Below are 12,762 nucleotides of genomic sequence, written 5' to 3'. Positions count from 1 at the left end.
TTCTCCTTCTTAATGGATATAGGCTCATTATAGAAAGTAGCGCAGCCCGCTTGAATGCTATTTCTTCGGCTGCTCACTATTGAATTTTTCAGGTGGGTTCAGGCGGAAGTCCGAAGGGGCGATCCCGTACATCTTCTTGAATTTGGAGCTGAAATAGCTGGCATTCGAGAAACCGGTAAGCTCGGCAATGTCCCATAGACCCAGGGTTGTGCTTACCAGCAGATGGGTGGCCTGGGCCATCCGGATGTCGGTCAGATAGGCAATGAAGCTTCGGCCTACCTTGGCTTTGAACAGCTCCGAGAAATAGGACGAATTGTAATTGAACCGTTTGGCCAGCTGGGTCAAATTCAGATCATACATGTAATTGCCATCGATATACTGCGTCGCTGTGCGGATTACCGAATCATCGGGGTCACCTGCTTCCTGAAGTTGACGGTGTGCGCGTCCGGCCAGCTCCAGCAGGAAATGCTCCGCCTTGTCTACTGAGTCAAGCTTATGGACCATCTCCGGATGGAGCCACAGCTGCTGGGCATGACCGTTCCCATGTGCAGGCGCCCCATCCGCTCCGTCCACGAGCAGATAGAGCTGAAAGATCAGCTTCACGAAACGGGAACGTGACTGGGAGAAGGCCTGCTGAAGCTCCTGCCGGACCGTCTGGCCGAAGCAGCTCCACTCCCCCTGAATCAGCAGGCGGCGCAGAGTCCGAGTCAGCTCCTCAGTAAGCACTGCTCCGGGCTCGGACTTTCCTTCAGCCGGAGGATAAGCGGCATTCTCCGAGAGATTCCAGGCCAGAAGCGACTCCATGTAGCCTTCCTTCCACTGGTGGAATCCGAGCTTGACGCCGCAATAGCCGATGACCGGCTCAAAGCCCAGATGTGCAGAGATACAAGCAGCCAAATCTGCACAGAACTGCGGCATATCCGTCAGACCCTCCCGCAGAATATAGTGAACCAGTCCGGGGTAGTTCGGATCGCGGAACACCAGGCAGCCACTGCCGTACCTGCCCGCGAATTCCCTGCCCAGCAGCTCAAACGGCAGGCGCAGCTTGCCGGGAGTGCGCTCCGGCAGCTGCGGAGCCTCCCCCGTCCGTTCTCTGAGTCCAGCTGTCGCAACATGAATTCCCGTCAAATCCCATTCACCCAGCTCAAAGAGTGCGGCCCGCTCTTTCAGCGCATCCACCTGCTCTACGTCCTCCTTGACAAGCTGAACAAGGAAATGCTCTTTCATCTCCATGTAATACCGGGATAGCCGCCACTGGATTACGGCCTGCTGATCACGGTCATTACGCTCCCGGTCAAGCTCCTCCTTCACCTTCTGCAATACGGCCATCAGCTCATCGGCAGCTACCGGCTTCAGCAGATAATCACGCGCCTGATTACGGACAGCAGCTCTGGCGTAATGAAAATCCTCGTAGCCGGTAATTACAATCAGCTTCAGCTCCGGATAGAGTCTGCGGCAATCCTCAAGGAAAGACACGCCGTTCATCACAGGCATGTTCATATCTGTAATTACAATGTCTACCGCCTCACAGGCCAGCCGCTCCATTGCCTCCATTCCATTCCCTGCCTCACCGATCACTGACAGATTCAGGTCTGCCCAATCTGCCTTCAGCCGTAAGCCTTGGCGGATTTCCGGCTCATCATCCACGATCAATACGCGATACATCTTCATTCCTCCTCTGAATGGGCAGACTCAGCTCGATGCTGGTGCCCTGCTGTTCGCTTGAATCTATCCTGAAGCTGAATAAATCGCCATAATACAGCCAGCATCTGGCCAGCACATTGCGCAGTCCAATCTGATGGGTCTTGCTCTGCAGCAGCTGCTCCAGCTGCTGGCGCATGGCCTGATCATTCAGCTCACGGAGTAGCTCCGGGGCCATTCCGATGCCGTTATCAGCGACAGCAAGATACAGCCTGTCCTTATCCTGTCTTACCGTGATCAGTACCCTGGCATTCGCCTGGTGAATGAAGCTGTACTTCACCGCATTCTCGATCAGCGGCTGGAGCAGGAACTTGACGATTTCCAGATCGTCAAGCTCGCCCTGCTCTTCGATCCGCAGATCGAGACCCGGGCCAAAGCGGATGTCCAGAATGGACATATAATAGCGGACATACTTCAGCTCCTCGCGCAGCGGGATCAGATCCTCGCTAATGCGCAGTGAGAACCTGAGCATTTTGCCGAGTGACTCAATGACCGTAACCGTCTCCTTCGTCCGCTGCTGGATAGCCAGACTACTCATCAGCTCCAGGGTATTGAACAGGAAGTGGGGATTGATCTGCATCAGCAGCGCTTTATATTCTGCCTGCTGGCGCAGCAGCTTCTGTTCAAACTCGGTTCGTATCAAATACCTCAGCTGCTTGACCATACTCCGGAAGGTGTCGGTAGCGTAGTCAACCTCGTTCCGTATCCTGCGTTCCGGCGGAGTGAGCCGCTCGGCCTGGGCGAAATCCCCTTTCTGGACATGCCGCATGGCTGACACCAGACGGGACAGGGGCTTGGTAATACCGTAAGAAATCCAGTAAGCCAGCACAAAGGCGGCAATCAGCATCAGGGAAGCAAATACAATAATGCTGTTGCGGAGCTTGAACAGCTTGGCATACAGATCCTGTTCAGAGACAAAGCCGACCAGCAGCCAGTTGGTGATTGCCAGCTTTTTGTAGACCAGAATATGTGAGGCTCCCTTCTGATCCTTCAGGTAGACAACGCCTTGCGCGGCTTTGCCTGCACGGACCCGCTGGACTTCCGCCGCCGCTTCCGGATAAGCACTGTACTCCTGCTGGGACAGAATAGGATTACCCTGCTGGTTGAGCAGAAAGATGGTACCGCTTTCACCAAGATGTATACGATTGAGCGGCTCCAGCAGGAAGTCCGCCTTAATGTTGACCTTCATCACATTTTTGGCCAGTGACGGTTCAAAAATCCCGATCGGCAGCAGCAGGCTTACCACCTCATACGGCTTGGCCCCCTTAATCTCCACCTGATCCGTATGGGCCGGAACCCAGTGATTGCTGTGCTCAATGAAATTGCGGTACCACGTCTCCTGCTTGAACGAAGCATCCGTAACCACCTGGTTATCGGCACCGATCCGCATCCCTTCCTGACGGTAGATGGTCACTGAGGAGACAATCGAGTAATTGTTGGTAGTCTGGGTCAGGAACTTGCTCATGGTGATATTGGAGAGCATCTTCTGCCCTTCGGTTGAAGCCGGATTGGACAGCTGGGCATCCCACCTCTGGGTGATATCGCTGTTGTAGACCAGAGAGGACAAGTCATAGCTCTGCTGCAGGGCCATGTTAATAAATGAGCCGTACTCGTCCATTTTCTCCAGTGCCGAGGATTCGATATAAGAGCGGATGATGGAGCGTGACTGGTTGAACAGCAGCAGCGACATCGTGCCGAAGGATAGTACCAGCAGCACAACGAAGAACGCGATCAGGCGGTTTTTTAACGAGTAAAAGATAGTAATCCCTCCTTCTCCCTGCGTATCTGCGAATCTATTTCCTGTATAATCATTGATTTCGTCCTCTCCAGTCCCTCTTATTTACTGATGCATTTATTTGTAACGCAGATCGGAGAATCCGGCAAGTGGAAACGGTTATTACGTCCATAAGGGATGGGATTACTTTCAGCGAGCAATTGAAGGATAAAGTTTGGCGTAAAATAATCTTTCTTATATTTCAAGGCAAAATTATTTGGGCGGACGATTGATTTTCGCGCCGGTTTATTTTACAATGAGTTCATAAACGCGCGTTTACAATAGAGGGGGTACACCATGCGAAGCGAAGATATTGCCAAGCTAGCCGGGGTTTCGCGAAGCACAGTATCCCGTGTGATCAACAATTATTCCAATGTCCCTGAGGAGACCCGGGCCAAGGTGCTGAAGATCATTGAACAGCATCAGTACGAGCCTAACAGCTTCGCCCGGGCTCTGGCCGGCAAGAAGACCGATACGATCGGGCTTTTTGCAATCAGCATGAACGAGAAAGAGAACGCGACACGGATCTATCAGAATAACTACTTCGCACCGTTCGTTGATGCCGTTGTCGACACAGCGAATGCCCGCGGCTGTTATGTTCTGATTCATACCGTATATTCTCCCGACGACTTCCTGAAGGTGAAGCAGGCTTTCCTGCAGAAACGGATTGACGGCGGCATTATAGTCGGCACCCAGAAGGATATCGAGATTGTCCGGGAAATGGTCGGTCTCGACTCACCGCTTGTGCTGATTGATTATGACATTTCGGAGATTATGTCGGAGCATCTGGACCGCAATCATCTGGCTATAGTGAATTCCAAGGACTATGAGGGTACGGTTGAAGCCATTGAGTACCTGATCGGTCTCGGCCATGAAGAAATTGGCATGATCTGCGGACGGATGAACACGTACTCCGGACGGGAACGCTATATGGCATACGAGGATACGCTGAAGCGTCATGGGCTTGCGCTGAATGAGAATTTCATCCTACAGGGTGATTTCCTCAAGGAAACCGCCTATGAAGAGGTGAAGAAGCTGCTGAATTCCGGCGGCCCGCTGCCGACTGCATTCTTCTCTTCCAATGATGATATGGCTATTTCGGCCATGGAAGCGTTCTCCGAGCATGGCATTTCCGTGCCGGAGGATATGTCAATCGCGGGGTTTGATGATGTGCAGCTCGCTTCCCGGATTCATCCCAAGCTGACCTCCGTCCGTCTGCCGATTTACGAAATGTCCAAGGCCGCTGTAGAGAAGGTCATCGAGCTCTGCGATTCACAGCAGCCGACCTTCAGCACGATCAGTTTCCCTGCGCGTCTGGTGGCAAGAGATTCTTGCCAGCCGCCGAAGCAGTAAATTCTAATACAGAAAAATCCCTTACCCCGAGGGGATTTTTTCTCAGCTTTGTAAACGCGCGTTCACAATTGAAAGGAGACTTGTCTCTAATGAAATTCGGAACTTTTGACGACACTCGCAAAGAGTATGTAATCAACACCCCAAAAACACCTTATCCATGGATTAACTACCTCGGCAACGAGCAATTTTTCGGCCTCATCTCTAATACTGCCGGTGGTTACACCTTCTACCGCGATGCGCGCATGAGAAGACTTACCCGTTACCGGTATAACAATATTCCGCTGGATACAGGCGGCCGCTACTACTATCTGTATGATGACGGTGATTTCTGGACCCCGGGCTGGATGCCGGTAAAACGCGATCTGGACTTCTACGAATGCCGCCATGGTCTTGGCTACACTTCCATCACTGGCGAACGCAATGGAATTTCCGTTAATCAGCTTGCTTTTGTACCGATGGGCCACAATGCTGAAGTACACCGCCTTGTCGTTAAGAACACAGGCGACGCGAAGAAAACTGTTAAGCTGTTCTCTTTTGCCGAATTCTGTCTGTGGAATGCCAATGATGATATGACAAACTTCCAGCGTAACCTCAGCACCGGTGAAGTTGAAGTGAAGGATTCCGTCATTTATCACAAAACCGAATACCGTGAGCGCAGAAACCACTACGCTTTCTATTCAGTAAACAAGGAAATCGCCGGCTTCGATACTGACCGCGAATCCTTCGTGGGTATGTACAATGGTCTGGACGCTCCGCAGGCAGTTGCTGCCGGTGAAGCTACCAACTCGGTGGCCAGCGGCTGGTCGCCAATCGGCTCCCACGCACTGGAAATCACCCTGGAACCAGGTGAAGAGCAAAGCTTCATCTTCGTACTCGGCTATATCGAGAACCCTGAAGATGAGAAATGGGAATCCCTGAACGTTATCAACAAAAAGCCTGCACAGGCTGTAATCGATCAGTTCGCTACAGATGCCCAGGTTGATGCTGCCCTGGCTACCCTGGCTGCACACTGGGATAACCTGCTGTCCAAATATCAGATCCAGAGCGGTGACGACAAGCTGAACCGGATGGTTAACATCTGGAATCCGTACCAGTGTATGGTTACCTTCAACATGTCCCGTTCCGCTTCGTACTTCGAATCCGGAATCGGCCGCGGTATGGGCTTCCGCGACTCCAACCAGGACTTGCTCGGCTTCGTCCACCAGATTCCGGAGCGTGCCAGAGAGCGTATTCTCGATATCGCTGCTACCCAGTTCCCTGACGGCAGCGCGTATCACCAGTACCAGCCGCTTACCAAGAAGGGCAACAACGAAGTCGGCTCGGGCTTCAACGATGATCCGCTTTGGCTGATCTCCGGTACGGCTGCTTATATTAAGGAAACCGGCGACTACTCGATCCTTGATGAGCAGGTTCCTTTTGACAGCAATCCGGATCACACGGCTACCCTGTTCGAGCACTTGAAGCTGAGCTTCGAGCATGTAACGAATAACCTCGGACCTCACGGCCTGCCGCTGATCGGACGCGCGGACTGGAATGACTGTCTGAACCTGAACTGCTTCTCCACAGAGCCGGGCGAATCATTCCAGACTACTGAGAATATCGCAGGCGGCGTTGCGGAATCCGTGTTCATCGCAGGTCTGTTCGTCTTCGTTGGACCGGACTATGCTGAAATCTGCCGCATGCGCGGACTGGATGATGTAGCTGCTGATGCGGTTGCGAAGATCGAGAACATGAGTGCCATTACGCTGTCCCACGGCTTCGACGGCGACTGGTTCCTGCGCGCTTATGACCACTACGGCGACAAGATCGGCAGCAAGGAGAACGAAGAAGGCCAGATCTTCATCGAGCCGCAGGGGATGTGCGTAATGGCGGGTATCGGTGTGGAGAACGGCGAAGCAGCCCGTGCGTTGACTTCCGTTCAGGAACGTCTGGATACGGATTACGGTATCGTATTGCAGCAGCCTCCTTACTCCAAGTACTATGTGAACCTGGGTGAAATTTCTACGTATCCTCCGGGCTATAAAGAAAATGCCGGTATTTTCTGCCACAACAACCCATGGATCATGATCGCTGAAACGGTGCTTGGACACGGCGACAGAGCCTTTGATATCTACAAAAAAATCGCTCCGGCTTACCTGGAGGACATCAGCGAAGTTCACCGTATGGAACCTTACGTGTACTCGCAGATGATCGCCGGTAAAGACGCTGTACGTCACGGTGAAGCGAAAAACTCCTGGCTGACAGGTACAGCGGCATGGAACTATGTAGCGATTACACAGTCCATCCTCGGTATCCAGGCTGACTTTGCCGGTCTGAAGGTTGATCCTTGTATTCCTACGGAGTGGGACAGCTTCGAGATTACCCGCGTCTTCCGCGGCGACACTTATGTCATCTCGATCCAGAACCCGAACCATGTCTCCAAAGGCGTGGCCAGCCTGACTCTCGACGGCACTGCTGTTGAAGGCAACATCATTGCTCCTGTGGGCGACGGTGCGGTTCACCAGGTTGTAGTTGTATTGGGTTAATTAGCGAGTTTTAAACTTTGAGTATAAAAAAGGAACCCGGTTGTCCGCCTAGGCGGTGCGACCGGGTTCCTTTTTTGTGATGCAGGTAAAACGTCTAAACGGGCAGGTCCTCAGTCAATCGTGACCAGCTTCCAGTTGCCGTCCTTATCCGGCATGAACCAGTAATTCCAGCTGTGCTTCACTTCCCCATCCGCTGTTGTACGGACATCATGCACGTTTATGACAACTCTGCTGCTGCTTTGCTCCGAAATCTCATCGACTCCGGTGAAAGTGATGCTGCCGGGAGTGAAGGCGAATTCATTCGCCTTTGCCAGACTTATACTGGCAAAAGCCCGGTTAAACTGTTCAAGGTCCTCATTCACAATTCCCTCAAGTGCATCTCTCAGGCTCGCCTTGATCTCTTCATTAACGAGCGGATCATGAATGCCATCGATGTCAAAAGCAATCCTGCTCGGATTATCCGGAGAGACTTCTCCAGACTTAAGAGTTGATTCCGGCCTGCTGGTAGTTTCGGCATCCGCAGACCCGTTGTCTCTAGCCGGATTCACGAGCCCGCCGCAGGCGGCAAGCAGCAGCGGTACTGCCAGGACCGGCAGCCAAAACCATGTCCGCTTCATACGCATCCTCCCTGTATCAGATGCTTGTTAGACGCCGAACTCGCTCCAAAGTTGCTGTCTGTTACGCTTGCGGCTCACTCCCAAATCCATACCTTCATTTCGCCGCTGCCGCGGTTGCCCCACAGATAGTACGGGATAGCCGTTACTTCCACCGGCTGCACATCGGCTCTGGTCCGGCTGTAAAGACCGCCGTTCCAGCTCAGCCCGTCTACCCTGTAGCCCGCTTCCCTCACCACCACAGCTCCGCCAAGCAATTCCTTGTCGTAGACCTCCATGAGCTTACTGTCTCTACTCAAGGAAATCGAGCTTAGCGGTTCACTGTTATCAGCCGCTTCCAGGCAGTAGACCAGCGGTCCGCGCTGAATGGCAGTCTTCCCGGCATCGGCACGCAGATTCGGGTGGGCGTATACGCGGTGCGCTTCCATTGGAAGCTTCAGCTCAATCACGTCGCCAGCCTTCCATTCCCTGCGGATCACAGCATAACCCTGATGCAGGCTTGCAGCAGCATCGCCTAACGCCTCTCCGTTCACTCTGATCTCCGCGTTCCCGCTCCAGGAAGGAATACGCAGCGCCATACCGAACTCTCCGGCTTCCGCAGGATCAACTTTCAGGGTCACGGTTCCATCCCAAGGGAAACGGCTCTGCTGGCGGATTGCAACCTCTGTGCCGCCCAGTGTGGTCTTCAGCTCACTGCCGATATACAGGTTAGTATAAAGCGTGTCGCCATGCTCAGTGTAAATATACTGATTCAGCGAGGTCAGCAGGCGTGCCACGTTCGGTGGACAGCAGGCACAGCCGAACCAGCCCTGGCGCTCTGCTTTGACATGATGTTTGCCGGGGTTGCAGCTGCAGGCTTGCGGCCATACTTCAAGCGGATTCACGTAGAAATAGTGTTTGCCGTCCTGTGCCATGGAGCCGAGCACATTATTATAAAGCGCCCGCTCCATCACGTCGGCATACCGGGCGTCCGGGGTCAATTCCAGCATCCGCTTGGCAAAAAAGATCAGCCCGATCGAAGCGCAGGTCTCCGCATAGACCGTATCATTCGGCAGATCATAATCAAAGGTGAACGCTTCACCATGATGTGTTGACCCGATTCCGCCAGTGATATACATCTGTTTCTCCGTCATATTGTTCCACAGGCGCACGCAGGCTTCGCGCAGCGCTTCATCTCCGGTAAGCCGGGCCAGATCGGCCATGGCTGTATACATATAGACTGCACGGACGGAATGTCCCAGGGCCACGCTCTGCTCACGGACCGGGATATGGGCCTGATTATAACTGACATCCACACTGCTTGTAGCCGTACCTGTCCAGTGCGTAACCCGTCCTCTTTGTTCCCACTCCTGATGCAGGAAGTTCGGTTCCTGTCCACGCTGATCGATGAAAAAGCTGCTGAGCTTCAGATATTTCTCTTCACCGGTCAGCCGGTACAGCTTCACAAGGGCCAGCTCAATTTCCTGATGACCGTCGTAGCCCTTCAGCTTCCCCTCTTCCGGTCCGAAGACGGTTTCAATGTGGTCAACGAACCGCCGCACAATGACCAGCAGCTTGTCTTTGCCGGTCGCTTCATAATAGGCCACTGCCGCTTCAATGAAATGTCCCGCACAATACAGCTCATGGCAGTCCAGCAGGTTCGTCCACCGTTTGCCCGGCTCTTTGAGTGTAAAATAGGTATTCAGGTATCCGTCTTCATGCTGTGCTTCGCCGACCAGCTCTATCATCTCATCCGCCTGACGCTCCAGTTCAGGATCACGCTTGATGCTAAGCGAATACCCCACTGCCTCCAGCCATTTCGCTACATCACTATCCTGAAAGACCCAGCCGTTGAACTCGCCTTCCCTCCTGCCGGCAGCGATTTCAAAATTGGCAATGGCATGGCTGGGTTCTGCTCCGGCCACCCGGTCATGCAGCGCCTCATACTGGTACGGAATAACGGTATCCTGCACCAGCCGGATATAACGCCCCCAGAATTCATCCTGAATAGCTACCTGCCGGCTTGTGTCCGCAGCTTGCTGAATATCTGCAAATTTACTCAAGTGTTTTCTCCCCTTTTCATTTCATCCTCGCTATTTGCAATTATAGACGGTAAAATGAATAAAAAACAGAATCATAAGCAACCCTGTTTTTGTACTATTTCACACTCGGATTACCAACCTTCCACGGAAGTCCGGCTAATAGAAAAGAGCTTGCGAAAGGAGCAGATATGCCACCCAGTCCTGCCTATATTCATCTGTCAGCACCGCCGTTCCCCTATATCCTGGAATGCGGCCATACCGTATATTTGCCCGGCGAGCAGCATCCAAACCGCAGCCGTATGGGGAAATTCGATCTTATTATTGTAGAACAAGGCTGCCTGTTCATCGGTGAGGATGATAAGGAGTGGACGGTAACCTCCGGGCACACCCTCCTTCTGCTGCCGGACCGCTATCATTATTCAGTTAAACCCTGCGAGGAGATCACCTCCTTCACGTGGGTTCATTTTCACACGGTCGGTGAGTGGATGGAAGCGGAAGGTGATCCTGTATATGCTGAGCGGGAGAAGCATTTCCGGCAATTCCTGATTCATCCTTATACGATCCGCATACCCCAGTTCGGACCTCTCCCGGACCCCTTCGCACGGAGCGGACAGGCAGAGCAATTACTGCAGCTTAGTCAGGGACGGCGCTCCAGCTCCGTATGGCAGCAGCAGCGCATCTTTGAAGAGATGCTGCGGATGATGGATCTGGCCCAGCAGGATACTGCGGGCAGCCAGGCGGCAGAGATCGCTGAACAGACGGAAGCCTACCTGCGCAATCATTTTACGGAGGATCTCACGAATGCATCCCTGGCGGATGCGCTGCATTTTCACTACAATTATCTGGCCCGCTGCATGAAACGTGTCTATGGGCTGACCCCTATGGAATACTTGACGGATTACCGGCTGGAGCAGGCCAAGCTGCTGCTGCTCAAGACAGAAATCCCTATATCCGGGATTGCAGAACGCACCGGCTTCGAGAGCACAGCCTACTTCTCCCGGCGCTTCAGCCGGAAGGTTGGCATCTCTCCCCTGCGCTTCCGCAAGCGTTACTCCCGCTGAATCTGCTGCAGAAGCGCTTCTATCCACGGAGCGGGGAGTCTACATAGGCTCTGCCGGAAGAATTCGGAATTCATGTACCTCCCGGCAATACGATAATCCCCGGATCCGGACAGATTTCGCGGTGTATGCTCTGATCTGTCCCCCCGGTTCCAGCACCTCCTCTGTACCCTCCTTCAGCACAACCGTTACCTGAACCTCCGATAGTGCCGCAGCCAGCAGCTCCATGTCGCTCTCCAGCACTTTATAGATATAATCCATCGGGCTACACCTGCTTTACTGTGACTTTATTTAGTGCACTTGAATAACGCTGATTGCACTGGACAACCTAATTTACGTTCATAACCTATTTGTAGAGGAGTTCTGTAATTATGGGAGTTCTAAACGGCAACCCCAAAGATGAACCGCTTCACTATGGTGAAATCTTCAATCTGTGGCAGGTCTCGGCAACAGCCAAAATGTCCTTATCTACCTATCAGGCATTTCACTTTCATGCCGGGGACCAGGATTTGAAGAAGATTATCGATGATCTTATGGATCAGGCACAGCAGGAAATTAAGGACTGTGACAAAATCCTCAAGGTGAACGGCTTCGCGCCTCCGCCTGCACTGCCGGACCGTCCCTCCGTCAAGCTCGAGGATATCCCGGCAGGCGCAAGGTTCTCCGACCCTGAGATTGCTGCGGCCCTCTCCGGGGCAGTATCGCTAAGTCTAGTGGTCTGCAGCCAGATCATGGGCATGTCGGTCTGCGAGGATATCGGCGCAATGTTCATGAAGATCCACGCGCAAATGGCCGCCTTCGGCATGGCACTGCTCAAAATGAACAAGCAGAAAGGCTGGCTGATCCCGCCTCCGCTGCAGCTAAAGAAACCAGAGCCGGTTCACGCCTGAGCAATTCACCCCTAATCCTGCGCAAGCAGGATTTTTTGTTTTATAGCTATTTTTTTCCAGACCGGTGCATATTTATTAAGACATGCCTTAAGTCTGGAGATGCTGAAGATGCGCTCATATCCCAAGTATGTCATTATTCTGCTGGCCAGCCTGCTGATTGCAGCGGGAACCAACTTTTTTCTAGTGCCCTATAAAATACTCGATGGGGGAATTATCGGCATTGCCCTCATCATTAATTACATCTCCGGCATCAAAATCGGACTGGCCATCATTGTCTGCAGTCTTCCGATCTTCCTGCTGGCCTGGTTCCGGGAGCGGGATATCTTCTATAACAGCATCCTGGGGCTGATGACCTCATCCTTCCTGATCGAACTGCTCGGGCCGCTGCAATATTACTTTCTGTATTATATCGAACTCGGTTCCATATCCAGCGCTATTATCGGCGGCTTCCTGATGGGCAGCGGGCTCGGCCTGATGCTGCGGTTCAAAGCCAGTACGGGCGGAACAGATCTGCTGGCCAAGTTCATGAAACGTTACATTCCGCTCAATGTCGGAGTGATTATTTTCCTGACGGATTTCGTAATTATCGGCGCCGGCGGTGTACTGATCTCCAAAGAGACTTTTTTTCATTCCATACTGACTATTGTCTCCGGCGGTGTTGCCACCGGTCTATGTACGCTGGAAGACTAGACTGGACTGCAAAGAACGCGTCCTTAGGCTGTCCGGTTGCCAGAGCTTCTATGCTTCTGTGTTAAAAAATGTATATTCCTTTTATCTTCTTGATAAAATTTTATTATTCGTCAGAATATATGGAATAAAGGTTGAA

General features: G+C 52.7%; 10 protein-coding genes. 5 read left to right on the top strand and 5 right to left on the bottom strand.

Features of this window, described 5'->3' with window-relative positions; genetic code table 11:
- Positions 1-57 precede the first annotated feature (57 nt).
- Both NSU01_RS14170 and NSU01_RS14165 read right to left on the bottom strand, forming a co-directional pair.
- Positions 58-1,665: a response regulator gene (locus tag NSU01_RS14170; RefSeq protein WP_076245333.1), complete on the bottom strand. Its 1,608-nt coding sequence runs from the start codon at positions 1,663-1,665 to the stop codon at positions 58-60.
- Positions 1,640-3,418 (bottom strand): sensor histidine kinase, encoded by a 1,779-nt coding sequence (locus NSU01_RS14165; RefSeq protein ID WP_305954215.1) that lies wholly within the window; start codon positions 3,416-3,418, stop codon positions 1,640-1,642. Before NSU01_RS14165 ends, NSU01_RS14170 begins: the two co-directional genes overlap by 26 nt.
- A 354-nt stretch (positions 3,419-3,772) precedes the next feature.
- Here NSU01_RS14165 and NSU01_RS14160 point away from each other — a divergent pair, with 354 nt between their 5' ends.
- Together NSU01_RS14160 and NSU01_RS14155 are read left to right on the top strand one after the other, a co-directional pair.
- Positions 3,773-4,828, top strand: a complete 1,056-nt coding sequence (locus NSU01_RS14160) for a LacI family DNA-binding transcriptional regulator (protein WP_042136273.1) — start codon at positions 3,773-3,775, stop codon at positions 4,826-4,828.
- An 89-nt stretch (positions 4,829-4,917) separates the two neighbouring features.
- Positions 4,918-7,353 carry a glycosyl transferase gene (locus NSU01_RS14155; protein ID WP_042136271.1) on the top strand — a complete coding sequence of 812 codons (2,436 nt, stop codon included), beginning with the start codon at positions 4,918-4,920 and terminating at the stop codon, positions 7,351-7,353.
- A 110-nt stretch (positions 7,354-7,463) separates the two neighbouring features.
- Here the strand turns inward: NSU01_RS14155 and NSU01_RS14150 are convergent, their stop codons facing one another.
- Both NSU01_RS14150 and NSU01_RS14145 read right to left on the bottom strand, forming a co-directional pair.
- Entirely contained in the window at positions 7,464-7,970 is a 507-nt protein-coding gene (locus NSU01_RS14150) for a hypothetical protein (RefSeq protein WP_042136270.1), read from the bottom strand.
- Positions 7,971-8,044: 74 nt separating this feature from the next.
- Entirely contained in the window at positions 8,045-10,009 is a 1,965-nt protein-coding gene (locus tag NSU01_RS14145) for a beta-L-arabinofuranosidase domain-containing protein (protein WP_083705602.1), read from the bottom strand.
- Between the two features lie 167 nt (positions 10,010-10,176).
- On the opposite strand from NSU01_RS14145, the gene NSU01_RS14140 reads away from it, so the two are divergent.
- Positions 10,177-11,049, top strand: a complete 873-nt coding sequence (locus NSU01_RS14140) for an AraC family transcriptional regulator (RefSeq protein ID WP_076245329.1) — start codon at positions 10,177-10,179, stop codon at positions 11,047-11,049.
- Between the two features lie 39 nt (positions 11,050-11,088).
- Here the strand turns inward: NSU01_RS14140 and NSU01_RS14135 are convergent, their stop codons facing one another.
- Positions 11,089-11,307 (bottom strand): hypothetical protein, encoded by a 219-nt coding sequence (locus NSU01_RS14135; RefSeq protein ID WP_042136267.1) that lies wholly within the window; start codon positions 11,305-11,307, stop codon positions 11,089-11,091.
- A gap of 110 nt (positions 11,308-11,417) precedes the next feature.
- Between NSU01_RS14135 and NSU01_RS14130 the strand changes: the two genes are divergently transcribed.
- A complete protein-coding gene (locus NSU01_RS14130; RefSeq protein ID WP_076245327.1) occupies positions 11,418-11,936 on the top strand; it encodes a DUF3231 family protein in 519 nt (172 codons plus the stop codon).
- Between the two features lie 108 nt (positions 11,937-12,044).
- Positions 12,045-12,626 carry a YitT family protein gene (locus NSU01_RS14125; protein WP_039297036.1) on the top strand — a complete coding sequence of 194 codons (582 nt, stop codon included), beginning with the start codon at positions 12,045-12,047 and terminating at the stop codon, positions 12,624-12,626.
- Positions 12,627-12,762 lie beyond the last annotated feature (136 nt).

Source organism: Paenibacillus sp. FSL H8-0259, from assembly GCF_037963255.1.
GTDB classification, from domain to species: domain Bacteria; phylum Bacillota; class Bacilli; order Paenibacillales; family Paenibacillaceae; genus Paenibacillus_AQ; species Paenibacillus_AQ phytohabitans.
Note: the sequence above shows the minus strand (reverse complement) of the source record. Positions and strands in the feature narration are given on the sequence as shown.

Coding starts and splice junctions, on each gene's coding strand:
- NSU01_RS14130 (WP_076245327.1), top strand. CDS start 11,418: ATGGGAGTTCTAAACGGCAACCCCAAAGATGAACCGCTTCACTATGGT.
- NSU01_RS14170 (WP_076245333.1), bottom strand. CDS start 1,665: ATGTATCGCGTATTGATCGTGGATGATGAGCCGGAAATCCGCCAAGGC.
- NSU01_RS14150 (WP_042136270.1), bottom strand. CDS start 7,970: ATGAAGCGGACATGGTTTTGGCTGCCGGTCCTGGCAGTACCGCTGCTG.
- NSU01_RS14160 (WP_042136273.1), top strand. CDS start 3,773: ATGCGAAGCGAAGATATTGCCAAGCTAGCCGGGGTTTCGCGAAGCACA.
- NSU01_RS14140 (WP_076245329.1), top strand. CDS start 10,177: ATGCCACCCAGTCCTGCCTATATTCATCTGTCAGCACCGCCGTTCCCC.
- NSU01_RS14135 (WP_042136267.1), bottom strand. CDS start 11,307: ATGGATTATATCTATAAAGTGCTGGAGAGCGACATGGAGCTGCTGGCT.
- NSU01_RS14125 (WP_039297036.1), top strand. CDS start 12,045: ATGCGCTCATATCCCAAGTATGTCATTATTCTGCTGGCCAGCCTGCTG.
- NSU01_RS14155 (WP_042136271.1), top strand. CDS start 4,918: ATGAAATTCGGAACTTTTGACGACACTCGCAAAGAGTATGTAATCAAC.